Source organism: Streptomyces pyxinae (assembly GCF_024756275.1).
Taxonomy (GTDB): Bacteria; Actinomycetota; Actinomycetes; order Streptomycetales; family Streptomycetaceae; genus Streptomyces; species Streptomyces pyxinae.
Window position 1 is genome coordinate 51557 of the sequence record NZ_JANUGQ010000012.1, and the last position, 17691, is coordinate 69247.

The following is a 17691-nucleotide window of genomic DNA, read 5'->3' on the forward strand; positions in this document are numbered from 1 at the left end:
CTGTCGCGGAGGGAGGAGGGTGCGGTCACGGCTGCTGTCACGCCGCCGCCTTTCCGCCCGGCGCCACCGGGAGGCCGGCGACCACCGCCAGCAGGTCCTGCTGGTCGACGACGCCCACGCAGCGGCCGCCCTCCACCACGCGCACTTGCCCGCCGGTGCGGGCGACAGCCTCGATGGCCTCGGAGACGGTCGCGCCGGGCGCCACGGCCGGGCCCTCGCCCGGGCCGTCGCACGGCGGGCGCATGGCCGAGCGCACGGTGACCACCTGTTCGCGCGGCACATCGCGGACGAAGTCCCGTACGTAGTCGTCGGCGGGCGAGCCGACGATCTCCTCGGGGGTGCCGAGCTGCACCACCCGGCCGTCGCGCATCAGCGCGATGCGGTCGCCGAGCCGGAGCGCCTCGTTGAGGTCGTGGGTGATGAAGATCATCGTGCGGCCCTCCTCCTGGTGGAGCCGGACGACCTCCTCCTGCATGTCCCGCCGGATCAGCGGGTCGAGCGCGCTGAACGGCTCGTCGAACAGCAGGACTTCGGGGTCCACGGCGAGTGCCCGAGCGAGGCCGACGCGCTGCTGCTGGCCGCCGGAGAGCTGGCCGGGGCGGCGCTCCTCCAGCCCGCCGAGACCGACCTTGGCGACCATCTCGGCGGCCTTCTCGCGGCGTTCGGCACGGCCCATGCCCTGGATCTCCAGGCCGTAGGCGACATTGTCCAGCACACTGCGGTGCGGGAGCAGGCCGAAGTGCTGGAAGACCATCGCGGCCCGGTGGCGGCGGAGTTCACGCAGCCGGGTGCGGTCCATGGTCACGATGTCCTCGCCGTCGATCTCGACGGTGCCGGAGGTGGGCTCGATGAGCCGGGTGAGACAGCGGACCAGGGTGGACTTGCCGGAGCCGGAGAGGCCCATGACGACGAAGACCTCGCCCTTGCGCACGTCGAAGGAGACGTCCCGGACGGCGGCGGTGCAGCCGGTGCGCTCGCGCAGCTCGGCGGCGGGCAGCCCGGTCAGTTCCGCGTCCCCGGGTATCCGGTCGGCCTTGGGGCCGAAGACCTTCCACAGGTTGCGGACGGCGAAGACGGGGGGAGCCGCCGGGGTGTCGTCGGTGGCCGGGCGGCCGGAGGACGTGTCGGTGCCCGTGACAGCCGGGCCGGTGGCAGCGGTGGCCGTCCGGCCGGTGGACGCGTTGGGGGTCGCGTCGGCGGCCGCCTGGTCGGTGGGCGCGTCGACGACGGTCGCGCCGGTGGGCGTCCGGCCGTCGGACGTGTTGACGGGCGCGGCGGCGGTGGGGCCGGTGCCGGTGGTGGCGGGCGGGTCGACGGCGGTCGCGTCGGCGGTCGTCCGGTCGGTGGGCGCGTCGGCGGTCGCGGGGGCGGCCGGGCCGGTGGCGGGGGCGGCCGGACCGGTGGCGGCGGTCGCGGGGGTGGCCTCAGGTACGGGGGCGGGGGCCGGGTTCCGGGGGGACCGGGCCGGCGCCGAGGCTCTGGCAGCCGGCTCCTGCGGGGAGTTGGCGGACCCGGCGGTACGGGACGCGCGCTCGGTACCGGGGACGCCCGGGATACTGGGGCTGCTCATCACGCATCGCCTCCCAGCAGCTCGGCACACTTCTCTCCGACCATGAGGACTCCGATCATCGGGTTGACGGCGGGCATCGTCGGGAACACCGAGGCATCCGCGATCCGGATCCCCTTCAGCCCTCGGATCTTCAACTCAGGGGTGACGACGGCCATGTCGTCGTCGGGGGCGCCCATCTTGCAGGTGCCGGCCGGGTGGTAGACGGTGTGGGCGACCTTGCGGGCGTACTCGCTCAGTTCCTCGTCGCCGGTGACCTCGGGTCCCGGGCAGACCTCGCGCTTCAGCCACTTGGCCAGCGGCTCGGCCTTCGCGACCTCACGGGCGATCCGGATGCCGTCGACCAGGGTGCGGCCGTCGTAGTCGTCCTCGTCGGTGAAGTAGCGGAAGTCCAGGGCGGGCTTCACCTCGGGGTCGGCCGAGGTGAGGTAGAGCCGGCCCCGGCTGCGCGGCTTGGGGATGTTCGGGGTCATCGACACGCCGTGCTCGGGGCGCTGGTAGCCCAGCCGCTCGGGGTTGTCGGTGAAGGGGATCTGGTAGAAGTGGAACATCAGATCCGGCCCGCGCGACTCGGGGTCGCGGCGCACGAAGAGCCCGGCGTCGCTGTCCATCGCGGAGTTCTCCGGCAGCGGCCCCTCGGTCTCCCAGACGATGACCGACTCCGGGTGGTCCAGCAGGTTCTCACCGACACCCGGCAGGTCGTGGACGACCGGGATGCCCAGCGCCTCCAGGTCCTGGCGCGGCCCGATGCCGGAGTGCATCAGCAGCCGGGGCGTGTCCACCGCGCCCGCGCAGACCAGCACCTCGCGGCGGGCGGTCAGCAGCCGCTCGGCGCCGTCCTTGTCGCGGACGTGGACGCCGCGGGCCCGGTCGCCGTCCAGCTCCAGCTTGTACGCCCAGGTCTCCAGGAAGATCCGCAGGTTGGCCCGCTCGTCCATGACCGGGTGGAGATACGCCACCGAGGCGGAGGAACGCTTGTTGTTCTCCGGGTGGTAGGCGAGGTCGAAGAAGCCGGTGCCCTCGTGGAACGGCTGGGCGTTGAAGCCCTCCACGCGCGGGACGTCCAGCGCCTTCCGCGCCGCGTCCACGAAGTCGCGGGCGATGGCGTTCCGGTCCTTCTCGTCCACCGAGACGATGTTGTTGAGCAGCCGGTCGTAGTACGGGTCCATGGCGGCCGCGTTCCAGCCGGTGGCACCCGACTCCTCCCACTCGTCCCAGTCGGAGGGGAGCGGCTTGAAGGAGATCAGGGTGTTGTGCGAGGAGCAGCCGCCGAGCACCCGGGCGCGGCTGTGGCGGATGTGCGAATTGCCGCGCGGCTGCTCGGTGGTGGGGTAGTCGTAGTCCAAGTCGCCGCCGAGCAGGCCCATCCAGCGGCGCAGGGTGAGCACATCCGGGCGGTCCACGTCGGAGGGGCCGCCCTCGATGACGGCGACGGTGGTGCCCGGGTCGGCGCTGAGGCGGTGCGCGATCACGGACCCGGCGGTGCCGCCGCCGACGATGACGTAGTCGTACTCGTGCTCGTGCTCGTAAGCGGGGTCCTGCTCGTGCTCGTACGCGGAGTCGTGCTCCTGCTCGGAGCTGTTCCCGGTGGTGGAGCCGGGGTTGGGGGTGGGGGTGTTGCCGGTGTTCATGTTGTTTTCCTGTCCCGATTTCCGGTTTTCAGCGCTTCGGTGCGGCGGGCGCCCGGGGCAGGCCCCGGAGTGTGACCGGGGCCCGCCCCGGGCGCCGCGCCTCAGCGCTTCGCCGCGTCGGCGTTCTGGCGCTTCGGCGCTTCAGCCCGCGAACCAGCGCACGGGGCGCGGGGCGAGGTTCTGGTAGACGTGCTTGGTCTCGCGGTACTCGGCCAGTCCGGCCGGGCCCAGCTCGCGGCCGATGCCGCTCTTGCCGAAGCCGCCCCACTCCGCCTGCGGCAGGTAGGGGTGGAAGTCGTTGATCCAGACGGTGCCGTGGCGCAGCCGGGCGGCGACCCGGCGGGCGCGTCCGGCGTCGGAGGTCCAGACACCGCCGGCGAGGCCGTACTCGGTGTCGTTGGCGAGGGCGACGGCCTCGTCCTCGGTGCGGAAGGTCTCGACGGTGAGGACCGGTCCGAAGACCTCCTCGCGGATGACCCGCATCCGGCGGTGGCAGCGGTCCAGGACGGTCGGCCGGTAGAAGTAGCCCTCGCCGTACTCGGCCCCGGTGGGCCGCTCGCCGCCGGCCCGCAGCACGGCGCCCTCGGCGAGGGCGGAGGCCACGTACTCCTCGGTCCTGGCGAGCTGCTGGGCGGAGACCAGCGGACCGCACTCGACGCCCTTCTCGGTGCCCCGGCCGATCCTGATCTTCTCGGCGCGGCGGGCGAGTTCGGTGACGAACCGCTCCCGGACCGACTCCTGCACGATCAGCCGGGAACCGGCCGAGCAGACCTGGCCGCTGTGGATGAAGGCGGCGTTCAGAGCCTGGTCGACGGCGGTGTCGAAGCCCTCGTCGGTGGCGCAGGCGTCCGCGAAGACCACATTGGGGTTCTTGCCGCCCAGTTCGAGGGCGACCTTCTTCACCGTGTCGGCGGCGGCGCGCATCACCTTGGTGCCGCTGACGATGCCGCCGGTGAAGGAGATCAGGTCCACATCGGGGTGTTCGGCCATCCGGGCGCCGACCGGGTCGCCGGGGCCGGTCACCAGGTTGGCCACTCCGGCCGGCAGCCCCGCCTCGGTGAGCAGGTCGATCAGCGCCATGGTGGTGAGCGGGGTGATCTCGCTGGGCTTGACGACAAAGGTGTTGCCCGCCGCCAGCGCCGGAGCGATCTTCCAACTCGCCTGGAGAAGGGGGTAGTTCCAGGGGGTGATCAGGGCACAGACACCGACCGGCTCATGGACGACCACGCTGTGGATGTCCGGCGAACCGGCGTCCACCACCCGGCCGGCCCCCTCACCGACGACCAGGTCCGCGAAGTAGCGGAAGGCGTCGGTGACGCAGTCGATGTCGACGCGCCCCTCCTCGACGGTCTTTCCGGCGTCCCGGGCCTCCAGCAGGCCGAGCTTCTCCCGGTCGCGCTGGAGGAGGTCCGCCACCCGGCGCAGCAGCGCGGCGCGCTCCGCGACCGGAGTGCCGGGCCAGGCGCCGGTGTCGAAGGCGGTACGCGCGGCGGCGATCGCGGCGTCGGTGTCCTCGGCGCCGCCCTCCGCGACGACCGCCAGGGTCGTGGCGTCGGCGGGGTCGAGGATGTCCCGCGTGGCTCCGGAGGCGGCGGCCCGCCACCTTCCGCCCACATGGATGGTGTGTTGCTCCGACACGTCGCGTATCGCCTTCCGTCTTCCCGGGGATGTCTCGCGCCGACCGGGCCGGTGACCCGGGTCAGCGACCGGGGTGCCTGCCCCGAGGGCGGGAAAGCATGCGCGAACTCCGCCTGAAAGTGGGCTTGCTCACGTCCGGGAGGACGGCGGTACGGTACGCCCTCGCAGCCGGCGACGGTGCCGTCACGCGATCGGCGGGAGGCCGGGCGCGGTCGCCGGGCCCATCGACCGGTCCATGGAAGCCGCCGCGCGGGCGGCCGCGAGAGCCGCCACGGGGGCCGCTGCCGGGCTACGCCGGACTACTCCGAGGCGCCGTGGAGGTCGTCGCGGAAGTCCTCCCGGGCCTCGTCGCGGAGGTCGCCGCGGACCCGGAGCGCGGCCGTCCAGCGGGGGGTCATCCACACCACGATCAGCGCCGCGAAGAGCACCGGGAAGAGCAGCCCGTCGAGGCGTACGTCCGTGAGCCGGGTGAGCAGCCCGGCGGCGGTCGCGGCGGCGAGCAGCAGGGCGGTGGTGATCCGGTGCGCGACCGCCCGCACCTGGTCACGCTCGGCGAGCTGGCGCTCGTCCAGCATCCGGCCGCGCAGCTCGAAGAGGCCCCGGGTGCAGCCGTTGATCACACCCATCGCCACGCACCAGGGCAGCGTCAGGAGCGGCAGGGCCCAGACGGCCGGGAGCGAGTCGCCGTGGACGGAGCCGAGCCAGGCCGGGACCAGGGCGGCGGTCAGCACCATGTGCAGCGCCACCCAGGCCCGGCGGCGCCCGGCGGTGGCCCACCAGGAGACCGCCTCGGTGCGGTTCATGAGCGCGTACATGCGCCGGTCGTAGCGGGTCGCGCCGGTGGTGCCGGTGGCGTCGGTGGTCATGGGGTCCCTCCCGTAAGTGGTGCGGTGGTGCGGTGTCACGGTGCTGCCGCTGGTGGTGCGGTGTCGCGGGGTGGTGCGGGGCCGCGCGTCGGTCGGTCGCGCGGCGGTGCGGGCCCGCGGTTCCCGGGCGGGCCGGGTACGGGCCCGAGCCGGAGGCAGCCGGGTCAGGCCAGGGGCCGCCGGATCAGGCCTCGGGCCGCCGGGCCGGGTCAGGGGCCGCCGGGTCCCGGGTCAGGCCGGTTCGCCGGCCGGAACGGCTCCGGCGCCGGACGAGGCGGCGCCGGCCGCCGGCCCGGTGGTGGACCCCGGCCCGGTCATGGACCCGAACCCGGCCGAGGGCCCCGATCCGGTCGTGGCCGCCGGTCCGGCGCCGTAGACCGTGGCGGTGAGCGGCGGGAACGGCTCCAGCGAGAACAGCGCCTCCACCGGCAGCTCGAAGTGCGCGGCGAGCCGCAGTGCCAAATCGAGGCTGGGGTTGTACTGGCCCCGCTCGATGTAGCCGACGGTCTGGTAGTGGACACCGACGGCCTCGGCCAGCGCCTGGCGTGACACCTTCCGCTCCGCCCGGATCACCGCCAGCCTGTTGTGTACCTGCTCGCTCATGTATAAGAAGTACTACATTTGATCGCACTTACGCAATGATCCGTTCGGATGAGGATCATGACGGGACCGGCTCCACTCCCCCGTCCGGGCGGCCGGGCGTGCCTAGGGTGCGGTCCATGCGCAGCAGCGACGATCGCGTCTATCTCGCCCCCGTCGACCATCTGCGCGCCGGGGCCGCCGTGCTGGTCGTGCTGTACCACGGCTGCCAGCTGATCGGCGCCCGGCTGGAGCACCGCGCCTTCTCACCCGGCACCGACTGGCTCTACTCCGCCAATCCGCTGGCCGCGCTGGTCTTCGAGGGGCACACCGCGGTGGCCCTGTTCATGGTGCTGTCGGGCTTCGTCTTCACCGTGGGTGCGCACGGCCGGCCGGTGCGGGCCGGCCGCTTCCTCGCCAACCGGCTGCTGCGGATCTACCCGCTCTATCTGGTCGTCGCCGTGCTCGGGACGGCCACCCGGGTGGCGCTGCCGGACGCCGGGGAGCTGCTGCGCATCGCCACTCTCGCCACCCCCGTCCAGCCGTACGGCGGGGTGTTCTGGACGCTCTGTGTGGAGATGCAGTTCTATCTGGTCTTCCCGCTGCTCAACCGGCTGCTCACCGAGCGCGGGCCCGGCGCCCTGCTCCGGCTGCTGGGCGCGGTCGCGCTGCTGCGGGCACTGGTCTGGCTGAGCGCCCCGGGCCCCGTGCCGGACACGGCCGCGCTCTATCTGGGACTGGCCGGGCGGATCGACCAGTTCCTGCTGGGGATGCTGGCCGCCTGGGCCTTTCTGCACCACCGCGAACGGCTGCGCTCCCGCTGGCTGGTGCCGGGCGCCCTGACGCTGGCGGTGGCCACCCTGTGGGCCTTCAACCAACTGCACGGGTATGTCTCCGACAGCCCGCTGAAGTTGCTCTGGAGCGGTACGGAAGGGGCCGTCTGGGCGCTGGTGGTGGCGGGGTACGTCGCCAACGGCCCGGCGCACGGGGCGGTTTCGCGCGCGGTGGCCCGGGTGGGCGAGGTCAGCTTCTCGGTGTATCTGACGCACTTCATGGTGCTCACCGCGCTGTGCGCGTACGTCCCCCGGGACCGGCCGGACTGGTGGCCGGCCGGACTGCCGCCGGTGTGGGGCGCGTTCGCCGCCGCCCTGCTGGTGGCGCTGCCGGTCACGCTGGCGCTGTCGTTCGTCACGTACCACGCGGTGGAACTGCCGTTCCTGCGGCTGCGGCGCCCGTACACCGGCCCGGCGACGGCGCCCCGGCCCCCGGCGGCAGCGACGACGACAGCAACGACGACCGGGACGGCGACAGCGACTGGGACGGGACCGGGGCCGGAGCCGGGGACAGCGATCGGGACGGGGGCCGTCACCCCGTCGGCGGAGACACCGCGCCCCCGGCGGCTGGAGAGCCACCGGGGGCGCGGTGAGGTGGTGGAGCCGTAGCACCGGGGCCGTAGCACCCGGGACGTGGCCCGAGCCGTAGCACCCGGGACGTGGCGACCGGGGGCCGGGCGGGCGGTCCCGGCGGGCCGGGCCGGGGCGTCAGAGCAGGCCGAGACCGCGCACGGCGTCGCGCTCCTCCGCCAGCTCCTGCACCGAGGCGTCGATGCGGGTGCGGGAGAACTCGTTGATCTCCAGGCCCTGGACGATCTCGTACTTGCCGTCCTTGCAGGTGACCGGGAAGGAGGAGATCAGGCCCTCCGGGACGCCGTAGGAGCCGTCCGAGGGGATGCCCATGGAGGTCCAGTCGCCGGCGGCGGTGCCGTTGACCCAGGTGTGCACGTGGTCGATGGCGGCGTTGGCGGCGGAGGCGGCCGAGGAGGCGCCCCGGGCCTCGATGATCGCGGCGCCGCGCTTGGCGACGGTCGGGATGAAGGTGTCGGCCAGCCACGCCTCGTCGTCGACGGTCTCGGCGGCGTTCTTGCCGGCGATCTCCGCGTGGAAGATGTCCGGGTACTGGGTGGCCGAGTGGTTGCCCCAGATCGTCAGCTTCTTGATGTCGGAGACGGCGGCGCCGGTCTTCGCGGCCAGCTGCGAGATGGCGCGGTTGTGGTCCAGCCGGGTCATCGCGGTGAAGCGCTCGGCCGGCACGTCCGGGGCGGCGGCCTGCGCGATGAGCGCGTTGGTGTTGGCCGGGTTGCCCACGACCAGGACCTTGATGTCGTCGGCGGCGTGGTCGTTGATGGCCTTGCCCTGCGGCTTGAAGATGCCGCCGTTGGCCTCCAGCAGGTCGCCGCGCTCCATGCCCTTGGTGCGCGGGCGGGCGCCGACCAGCAGCGCGACGTTGGCGCCGGCGAAGGCGACGTTCGGGTCGTCGGTGATCTCGATGCCGCGCAGCAGCGGGAAGGCGCAGTCGTCGAGCTCCATCGCCGTGCCCTCGGCGGCCTTGAGGCCCTGCGGGATCTCCAGGAGGCGCAGCTTGACCGGCACGTCCGCGCCGAGCAGGTGGCCGGAGGCGATGCGGAAGAGCAGTGCGTAACCGATCTGGCCGGCCGCGCCGGTCACGGTGACATTCACGGGAGTGCGGGTCATGGCGATCTCCGTAAGACAGCTGGCGGTGGGGGTCCCTGCCCCTGGTGCTGGACATCCCCATGATCGATCGGTGTCTCGACGTGAAGAGATATCCAGCGGTCAGGCTATCCGACCCCGGCGTGCCCGAACCCCTGCCCCCTTGTGTCCCGTCTCACCCCTTCGGGTGCGGGCCGGGACGGGGGAACGAACGAGGGTACGACTCCGCTCCGCACCGCTCGGGCAGCTGTGCCGTGCGCGGGGTGGGGGGAGGTGGCGCGATTCCGGGTGCCGGTCAGGTGCCGGTCGGTCGCCGTGCCGGTCAGGTGCCGGTCGGTCGCCCTGCCGGTCAGGTGCCGGTCGGTCGCCCTGCCGGTCAGCCGCCGGTCAGGGGGGTGGCGCAGTTCCGGGAGCCGTCGGGCCGCACGGCGCAGGCGGTCGGGCGCGCCTTGCCGGGCACCGCCACCATCGGGGTGTAGGCGTCGGAGGTCCCGGCCGCCTCACCCTCCCGGGTGGTGCCGTTCACGGTGAGGGTCACCCGGTCACCGGCGTCGGCCCGGGTGAGCCGGGCCCAGGCGGCGCCGCACACCTTGCTGTACCGGATCTCGACCGCCCCGGCCCCGACCGCCCGGGCGGCCACCGTGGTGGCGTGGGCGCCGCCGCACCCCATGGCCTCCGGGTCCTTGCCGGTGCACCCGGCCCCGGAGCAGCGCACCCCGGGCGGCAGGGAGGCGGCCGACCGCCCGGGCGCGGGCGCGGAGGGGGCGGCGCCCTGTCCCCGGTCGTCCCCGCCGAACCCGAAGCCGCCCCAGGAGCCGGTCAGCAGCACGGTCGCGACGATCACCAGCAGCGCGCCGAGCGCCCCGGAGAGCACGGTCGGCAGGACCGCCCGCCAGCCGGTGGCCCGGGGCGCGGCGGGGGCGGAGGCCGAGCCGGCGGTGGTGGCGGTGGCCGGCGGGGTGGCGGCGGCCTTGTCGGCGGCCGGGGCCGGGGTGCCGGTCGGCGCGGACCCGGCGGAGGCGGCTCCCGGCTGGGCGGGGGCACCGTCGGCGGGGGCGGCGGAGGTGGGCGCCGGGGCGGCGGACGGGTTCCCGGCACCCTTGGATATCGCGCTCCCGGCGGGCCGGGCCTCCCCGGCGGCGGCACCGGACTTGGCGGCGCCGGGCTGGGGGGCACCGGACTGGGGGGCACCGGACTTGGTGAGAGCCGACCACACGGCCAGGTCCGGCCCGGGGGTGGCGGTCGGCCACGCCACCTTGCCGGAGGACGGCGCCCCCTCGGCGCCGGAGGCGGAGGTGCCCTTGGCGGAGGCGGTCGCGGCGGACCCGCTCCTGGCGGGGGCGCCCTTGGCGGAGCCGCCCTTGCTGAGCGACTGGGCGGCGGCCCGGCCGGACGTCGGCGGGGTGGCGGAGGCCGTACCGGGGCCCGCCGCCGGGGCCGTTGCCGTACCCGGGTTCGTACGCCCACTCGTGCCCGCGCCCGTGCCCGGGGCGGCGGTCGTCGGTCCGGCGGCCGGGCGTCCGGTGCCGCGCTTCCCTGGCAGCAGGGCGGAGAGCGCCGCCAGGCGCGGACCCCGGCGCTTGCCGGCGGCGGCCGGAGCGGCGGCGGCCCCCGGGGCAGCGGCCTCCAGGGCGGCACGCGCCTCGGCCGCCCGGAGCGCCTCGGCCGTGGTGTCCGGGGGCGCCCCGGCGTCGCTCCACGCCCGGCCGGCCCGCTCCCACAGGGTGGTCAGGTGCGCCGCCTCGGCACCGGTCGCCTCGGCCAGCGCGAGCACGGCGCCCTGCGGCGGGTGCAGCCGGCCGTTCAGATAGCGTTCCCAGGACGTACGGCTGTAGCCGGTACGCCGGGCGACGGCCGCCAGACCGGGACCACCCCGGTCGACCACTCCCCGGAGCTGTCCGGCGAACTCCGCGATTCGCGGGTCCAACTTCTCCGGCAACGGCTTCCAACGCGACACCGGTTCCCCCTGCACTTGCTCATGTTCCGGGCGTGCCGCCCAGTTTCGCATCCGCCGAACGGCGACCGCGACGTACCGGAATGGTCACCTCCGTGCCACAGCGCTCCCCGGCGCCTTGATCCTTCTTGGCACGTGCATGACGCTGAGAAGACACTCCGGCGGCGCCCGTCCTTCCTCGGGGGTGGGGACGGTCGTCGTCGGTTCAGCCGCGCTCCCGGTCCTTCGGCGGAGGCGGACGGCCCCTCAGCGGACCGCGAAGTGGACGGCCTCCTCCAGGAACGGGACCTCCAGCCAGGGATGGGGCTGCGTCATCAGCGAGAGCAGCACGATGCCGCCGCCGAGCACCCCGTAGGTGGCCATGTCGGTGAAGCGGGACCGGACGGCCAGCATCCCCACCGACGCCACGGTCCGGCGCAGTACGGCACCGGTGAGCAGGGCGACCCCGATCAGGATGGCGCCGATCCGGGACGCTTCGGCGAACGGGTCCCAGCCGACCACCAACAGGCCGAGCCCGGTCATGCCGAGCACCGTGAGCAGCGGCCACTGACGGGCGGGCGCCGGGGCGTCACCGGCCGCGGCCCGGCCACCGCCCTCGGGCCGGGCGGTGTCCCGGGTCAGCGTCGGCGGACGGCGCGTCCGCCCGGCCCCGGCGCCCGAGTCCTCCGAGGAGCCGCCGTCCGAAGGGCCGCCGCCCGGGGCGAGGCCGTCCGACACGGGGCCTTCCGGCCCAGGAGCATCCGGCGCGGAGCCGCCCGGCGCGGACCCCTCCGACAGCGGACGGTCCGACGCGGGATCGAACGGCACCGGACCGTCCGGCGAAGCGGTCGCCTCCGACACCGGTCGGTCCGACGCGCGATCGTCCGAGGCCGGTCGGCCCGACGCGGGATCGTCCGACACCAGTCCGTCCGGCGAAGCGGTCGCCTCCGACACCGGTCGGTCCGACGCGGGATCGTCCGAGGCCGGTCGGTCCGACGCGGGGCCGACCGACACCGGGCCGACCGACGCGCGATCGTCCGGCACCGGGCCGTCCGGCGCGGAACCCTTCGGGGCCGGACCGCCCGATGAAGGATCGTCCGGGATCGGAGCCGTACCGGAAACGCCCTCACCGGAGCCACCCGCACCGGACAGGTCCCGGCCGGGCAGGTCCCGGCCCGCGACCTCTGTGCCGGTGGTCTCCGTGCCCGCGACCTCCGTGCCGGAGGCGCCCGCCGGAGCGCCGGTCGCCCGGTCGCGATCCGGCGCGGTGCGCTGAGGCACGCCGCCGTCCGGCGCGGCGGGCGGCGGCCCGTCGTTCGCCCGTACGCCCATGGGTCCGCCCTCCAGGCTCAGTTCGCGGCGGCGGACACGGCGCGCTCGGCCGCCTCGACGACATTGACCAGCAGCAGCGCGCGGGTCATCGGGCCGACACCGCCCGGGTTGGGGGCGCGCCACCCGGCGACCTCGTTGACCCCCGGGTGCACATCCCCGACGATCTTGCCGTTCTCGTCCCGGCTGACGCCCACGTCCAGGATGGCCGCGCCCGGCTTGACGTGCTCGGGCTTGATCAGGTGCGGCACCCCGGCGGCGGCCACGATGATGTCGGCCCGGCGCAGATGCGCGGCGAGGTCGCGGGTGCCGGTGTGGCACTGGGTGACCGTGGCGTTCTCGGACTTGCGGGTCAGCAGCAGCGGCATCGGGCGGCCGATGGTGGTGCCGCGTCCGACCACGACGACCTCGGCGCCGTTGAGCTCCACCCCGTGCGCCCGCAGCAGCCGGATGATGCCGTTGGGCGTGCAGGGCAGCGGGGCGGGCTCGTTGAGCACCAGACGGCCCAGGTTGGTCGGGTGCAGCCCGTCGGCGTCCTTCGCCGGGTCCATCAGCTCCAGGATCCGGTTCTCGTCGATGCCCTTGGGCAGCGGGAGCTGGACGATGTAACCGGTGCACTCCGGGTCGTCGTTGAGCTCCCGGACGACCGCCTCGATGTCCTCCTGGGTGGCGGTGGCGGGAAGTTCGCGCTGGATGGAGGCGATACCGACCTCCGCGCAGTCGCGGTGCTTGCCCGCGACGTACTTCTGGCTGCCCGGATCGTCCCCGACCAGGATCGTGCCGAGGCCGGGCGTCACCCCTCGGGCCTTGAGGGCCGCCACACGGGCGGCCAGTTCGGACTTGATCGCGGCCGCGGCGGCCTTGCCATCGAGAATCTGGGCGGTCATACGGCCCATCCTCGCGGATGACGGTGCCCGGTTCCAATTCGCCTCGGCACCGGAATCCCCCCCGGGTCGTCCAGCGCCGATCACCGGCCCAGCACCAGCCGATCACCGCCGATCACGTCCGCGCACCGGGGCGCGGCGCTGAGTGACACCGAGCGGTGGTGAGCGGCAGTGGGCGGTGCTGAACGGCATGGTGCGGCCCCGACTCGCCTCCGACTGGACAAAAAGTCGGCGTTAATACAACGATGATCGGCGCAATACGCGGGTGCGCAGGGGGGAGCAAACCGCTCAAATTGTGAAGTTCCTCCGCCTCGAACCGCTTCGTCCCCGATTCACAACGGAGGGATTTCGCCATGAGCTTCGGCGATCCGAACAATCCTTACTCGCAGCAGCCTCAGCAGCCCCAGCAGCCCCAGCAGCCGTACGGCCAGCCCCCGCAGCCCTATGGGCAGCCGCAGCCGCCGGCCGGTCAGCCGGGCTACGGCTACCCGCAGCAGGCGCCCGGTGGCGTGCCCCCGCAGGGCGGTCAGCCCGGCTACGGCTACCCCCAGCAGCCGGGCCAGCCGTACGGCGCGTACCCGCAGGCCCCGATACCGCCGATGGGCATGGGCGGCGGGCTGCCGCCGCTGGCCCACTGGGGGCAGCGCGTCGGCGCCTATCTGCTCGACATGCTGATCATCATGGGCCCGATGTACCTGCTCTCGGGCATCGGCGCCGCGGCGGGCGAGAACTCCGCGTTCGCCACGATCCTGGGCCTGCTCGGCTTCGTCTACATGATCGGCATGGCGATCTTCCAGCTGATCAAGGAAGGCAGCACCGGCCAGAGCATCGGCAAGAAGGTCCTCGGCATCAGCCTGCTGCGCGAGGCGGACGGCCGCACCCTCGGTTTCGGCTTCGCCTTCGTGCGCAAGCTGGCCCACTTCCTGGACAGCATCGCCTGCTACCTCGGCTGGCTGTGGCCGCTCTGGGACGACAAGAACCAGACCTTCGCCGACAAGGTGTGCAGCACCGTCGTCATCAAGGTCAACAAGGGCTGAGCGACAGGCGACCCCGCACAACGGGCACGCCGAGAGGTCGTGCCGGGCGGACCGCCCGGCACGACCTCTCGGCCCGGGGGCCGCGCCACCCGCCGTCCGGCGGTGCGGCGCGGCCCCGTTCCGTGCCCGTGCCCGTTCCCGTTCCCGTTCCCGTTCCCGTGATCGGGAGTCAGTGGAAGAAGTGGCGGGTGCCGGTGAAGTACATCGTCACGCCGGCCGCCCGCGCCGCCTCCACCACCTGCTCGTCACGGACCGAACCGCCCGGCTGCACCACGGCCCTGACACCAGCCGAGGTGAGGATCTCCAGCCCGTCTGGGAACGGGAAGAAGGCGTCGGAGGCGGCGTACGACCCCCGGCCCCGCTCGGCGCCGGCCCGTTCGACGGCCAGCTTGGCGGAGTCCACCCGGTTCACCTGGCCCATGCCCACACCCACGCTGGCGCCGTCCTTGGCGAGCAGGATGGCGTTGGACTTGACGGCCCGGCAGGCCCGCCAGGCGAACGCCAGCTCGGCCAGTTCGTCGGCGGAGAGCGGCTCACCGGCGGCGAGCGTCCAATTGGCCGGGTCGTCGCCCTCGGCCTGGAGCCGGTCGGCCGCCTGCACCAGCACCCCGCCGTCGATGGGCTTGACCTCGACCGCGCCGGCGGGGGCGCCGGGGGCGCGGAGCACCCGGATGTTCTTCTTGCGGGCCAGCACCTCGACGGCGCCGTCCTCGTAGCCGGGGGCGACCACGACCTCGGTGAAGATCTCGGCCACCTGCTCGGCCATCGCCACCGACACCGGCCGGTTGACCGCGATCACCCCGCCGAACGCGGAGAGCGGGTCGCAGGCGTGCGCCTTGCGGTGCGCCTCGGCCACATCGGCGCCGACCGCGATGCCGCAAGGGTTGGCGTGCTTGATGATCGCCACACAGGGCTCGGCGTGGTCGTACGCGGCCCGGCGCGCGGCGTCGGTGTCGGTGTAGTTGTTGTACGACATCTCCTTGCCGTGCAGCTGCTCGGCACCGGCCAGTCCGCCGCCCTCGCCGGAGACGTAGAGCGCCGCGTCCTGGTGCGGGTTCTCGCCATACCGCAGGACGTTCTCCCGCTCGTAGGCGGAGCCGATGAAGTCGGGCAGCCCGCTCTCGTCGGCGGGGGCGTACGAGGAAGCGAACCAGGAGGCCACGGCCACGTCGTAGGCGGCGGTGTGCCGGAACGCCTCGGCGGCCAGCCGCTTGCGGGCCGCCAGGTCGAAGCCGCCGGTGCGGACGGCGGCGAGCACATCGGCGTACCGCTCGGGCGAGGTGACGACCGCGACCGACGGGTGGTTCTTGGCGGCGGCGCGCACCATGGAGGGGCCGCCGATGTCGATCTGCTCCACGCACTCGTCCGGGGTGGCGCCCGAGGCGACCGTCTCCCGGAACGGGTACAGGTTCACCACGACCAGCTCGAACGGAGCCACGCCCAGCTCGGCCAGCTGCTCGCGGTGGGCGTCCAGCCGGAGGTCGGCGAGGATGCCCGCGTGCACCCGGGGGTGCAGGGTCTTGACCCGGCCGTCCAGGCACTCGGGGAAGCCGGTCAGCTCCTCCACCCTGGTGACCGGCACCCCGGCGGCGGCGATCCGCCCGGCGGTGGACCCGGTGGACACCAGCTCCACGCCCGCCTCGTGCAGCCCGCGCGCGAGCTCCTCCAGGCCGGCCTTGTCATAGACGCTGATCAGCGCGCGACGAATGGGCTTGTTCACCGACTCCCCCGAGGCCACCGGGTCCACCAGCTCTCCCGACTTCACGGACTCCCCGGACTCCTCCGACTTCACCGGACCCATCGAACCCACCGAATTAACCGACGTCACCAACACGAACCTTTCGTCCCTCGATGCGGTAGCCGTGCCGGGCGAGACGCCCCACGACCTCGACGAGCAGCGAGCGCTCGACTTCCTTGACGCGCTCGTGCAGAGCGCTCTCGTCGTCCTCGTTCCGCACCTCGACCACGCCCTGGGCGATGATCGGGCCGGTGTCGACGCCGTCGTCGACGAAGTGGACGGTGCACCCGGTGACCTTCGCGCCGTACGCGAGGGCGTCCCGCACCCCGTGGGCACCGGGAAAACTGGGCAGCAGCGCCGGGTGGGTGTTCACCGTCCGGCCGCCGAACCGGGCCAGGAACTCCTGGCCGACGATCTTCATGAACCCGGCCGAGATCACCAGGTCGGGGCGGTACGCGGCGGTCGCCTCGGCCAGCGCCCGGTCCCAGTCGTCCCGGGTCGGGTAGTCCTTGACGCGGCGGACGAAGGTGGGCAGCCCGGCCCGCTCGGCCCGGTCGAGACCGGCGATCGCGTCCCGGTCCGCGCCGACCGCGACGATCCGGGCGCCGTAGCCGTCGGGATCGGCGGCGATCGCGTCGAGCAGGGCCTGGAGGTTGGTCCCCGATCCGGAGACCAGGACGACGAGGCGGGCGGGGGCGGCCACGGGGGACTCTTTTCGCGTTGCGGGCGCCGCGCGGGCCCGTCCGCCGCCGGTCCGGGGCACACCTCGGGACCGCCCGGTGGACTGCTCGTGGGCTGCTTGACTACGTATTTGTACGGTCGTACGAACGAAACGCGTCCCTCAGTAGGGGAACTCTACGAAGCCGCCGACCGTCAGCAACGATACCGGCACACCGGACCGCCCCCACGGGACGGGGGCGGAACCGGGGGGTAGCGTCTGGGAACGGAGCCGTCCCCAGCCGGACGGGCACGACGACAGAAGACCCCTGTTTGTTCTGGGTCTGAGGGGAAGACGTTCACCACATGCCGGACCGACGCCGCCGAACGGCCGACCACCTCCTGCCGCGGGACCGCCGTCAGACGGACGAGGACAACCCGTTCGCCCCTCCGCCCGAGGGCCGGCCCGACCAGCCGTGGCAGCCCCGCCGTCCGGCCCACGGCCCGCACGGCTCGTCGGACTCCTCCGGCGCGTCCGGCTCCGGCTCCTCGGATCCCGCCGGCTCCCCGGATTCCCCCGGCACCGGCGCCGGCACCGGCGGCGAACAGGATGGGCAGCCGGGCCAGTCCGGCTGGGGGAGCCAGTGGAGCCCGCGCCAGCCGGGGCGCTCCTCCGGTGGCTTCGGCGGCCGGCCGGGCGGTGACCAGCAGGAGGGCTGGGGCCGGCCGGGCGGCGAGCAGCGCCCGGGGAACGGCCAGGGCGGCGGACCGGCGAAGCCGCGCTGGGACCCCACCGACCCCGCGCAGCGCCGCGCCCGGTACGCCCTGCTCTCGGGCATGTGGGCGTTCTTCTTCTCGATCTTCGACTTCTCCGAGGTGGCCCTGCTCCTCGGCGCCCTCGGCCTCTACTGGGGCATCAGCTCCCTGCGCGCCCGGCCGGGCGGTACGGAACGGACGGCGGCCGGTTCCCCCGGTACGCCGGCCGGCTCCCCCGGTACGGCACCCGGCGGTACGGCGTCCGGTGCGAACGGTACGGCCGCCCCGGCACCCGGCTACGGGACGGCGCCCGGCTACGGGACCCCGAGCCCCGGCCGGTCGCAGCGGACGGCCGCGGTGAGCGGACTGGTGACGGCGGCGCTGGCGCTGGTCATCGTGGCCGCCACCTTCACGGTGCAGCTGGTCTACCGGGACTACTACACCTGCGTGGACGACGCCCTGACCCGCACCGGCCAGCTGGCCTGCAACAAGGAGCTGCCGGCCCCGCTGCGGGACGTCTTCGGCGTTCAGGAGTAGCGGGAGTAGCAGGAGTAGGCGGGAGTGGCAGG

General features: G+C 73.9%; 13 protein-coding genes and 1 pseudogene. 3 read left to right on the forward strand and 11 right to left on the reverse strand.

Annotated features, from left to right (window positions below):
• Positions 1-37: 37 nt before the first annotated feature.
• The 5 genes and pseudogenes from NX801_RS15670 to NX801_RS15690 all read right to left on the reverse strand — a co-directional run.
• Positions 38-1057, reverse strand: a complete 1020-nt coding sequence (locus NX801_RS15670) for a quaternary amine ABC transporter ATP-binding protein (RefSeq protein WP_258788465.1) — start codon at positions 1055-1057, stop codon at positions 38-40.
• Between the two features lie 512 nt (positions 1058-1569).
• On the reverse strand, positions 1570-3198 hold the full coding sequence (locus NX801_RS15675; protein WP_258788337.1) for a GMC family oxidoreductase: 1629 nt from the start codon (positions 3196-3198) through the stop codon (positions 1570-1572).
• 141 nt (positions 3199-3339) lie between these two features.
• Entirely contained in the window at positions 3340-4836 is a 1497-nt protein-coding gene (locus NX801_RS15680; protein ID WP_258788338.1) for an aldehyde dehydrogenase family protein, read from the reverse strand.
• Between the two features lie 299 nt (positions 4837-5135).
• Complete coding sequence (locus tag NX801_RS15685) at positions 5136-5702, reverse strand: hypothetical protein (RefSeq protein WP_258788339.1); 567 nt, start codon at positions 5700-5702, stop codon at positions 5136-5138.
• Between the two features lie 369 nt (positions 5703-6071).
• A pseudogene (locus NX801_RS15690) lies at positions 6072-6305 on the reverse strand (helix-turn-helix transcriptional regulator); the annotation flags it as partial.
• A gap of 116 nt (positions 6306-6421) precedes the next feature.
• On the opposite strand from NX801_RS15690, the gene NX801_RS15695 reads away from it, so the two are divergent.
• Positions 6422-7723 (forward strand): acyltransferase family protein, encoded by a 1302-nt coding sequence (locus NX801_RS15695; RefSeq protein ID WP_258788340.1) that lies wholly within the window; start codon positions 6422-6424, stop codon positions 7721-7723.
• A 99-nt stretch (positions 7724-7822) separates the two neighbouring features.
• Here NX801_RS15695 and NX801_RS15700 read toward each other — a convergent pair whose 3' ends face one another.
• The 4 genes from NX801_RS15700 to NX801_RS15720 all read right to left on the reverse strand — a co-directional run bounded on the left by NX801_RS15700 (position 7823) and on the right by NX801_RS15720 (position 12937).
• The gene (locus NX801_RS15700; RefSeq protein WP_258788341.1) at positions 7823-8812 is read right to left on the reverse strand and encodes a malate dehydrogenase; all 990 of its coding nucleotides are present in this window, start codon (positions 8810-8812) and stop codon (positions 7823-7825) included.
• 352 nt (positions 8813-9164) lie between these two features.
• Positions 9165-10745, reverse strand: coding sequence for a helix-turn-helix domain-containing protein (locus tag NX801_RS30775; RefSeq protein ID WP_309505847.1), 1581 nt, complete (start codon positions 10743-10745; stop codon positions 9165-9167).
• A gap of 243 nt (positions 10746-10988) precedes the next feature.
• A complete protein-coding gene (locus tag NX801_RS15715; protein ID WP_428986161.1) occupies positions 10989-11645 on the reverse strand; it encodes a DUF3017 domain-containing protein in 657 nt (218 codons plus the stop codon).
• Positions 11646-12070: 425 nt separating this feature from the next.
• Positions 12071-12937, reverse strand: a complete 867-nt coding sequence (locus NX801_RS15720; protein WP_258788343.1) for a bifunctional methylenetetrahydrofolate dehydrogenase/methenyltetrahydrofolate cyclohydrolase — start codon at positions 12935-12937, stop codon at positions 12071-12073.
• A gap of 350 nt (positions 12938-13287) precedes the next feature.
• On the opposite strand from NX801_RS15720, the gene NX801_RS15725 reads away from it, so the two are divergent.
• A complete protein-coding gene (locus tag NX801_RS15725; RefSeq protein WP_258788344.1) occupies positions 13288-13971 on the forward strand; it encodes an RDD family protein in 684 nt (227 codons plus the stop codon).
• A gap of 169 nt (positions 13972-14140) precedes the next feature.
• On the opposite strand, the gene purH is transcribed toward NX801_RS15725, so the two are convergent.
• Both purH and purN read right to left on the reverse strand, forming a co-directional pair.
• Entirely contained in the window at positions 14141-15772 is a 1632-nt protein-coding gene (gene purH, locus NX801_RS15730; protein ID WP_258788345.1) for a bifunctional phosphoribosylaminoimidazolecarboxamide formyltransferase/IMP cyclohydrolase, read from the reverse strand.
• A gap of 13 nt (positions 15773-15785) precedes the next feature.
• Positions 15786-16412, reverse strand: a complete 627-nt coding sequence (gene purN / locus NX801_RS15735; protein ID WP_258788346.1) for a phosphoribosylglycinamide formyltransferase — start codon at positions 16410-16412, stop codon at positions 15786-15788.
• A 320-nt stretch (positions 16413-16732) separates the two neighbouring features.
• Here purN and NX801_RS15740 point away from each other — a divergent pair, with 320 nt between their 5' ends.
• Positions 16733-17659: a hypothetical protein gene (locus NX801_RS15740; protein WP_258788347.1), complete on the forward strand. Its 927-nt coding sequence runs from the start codon at positions 16733-16735 to the stop codon at positions 17657-17659.
• Positions 17660-17691: the final 32 nt, after the last annotated feature.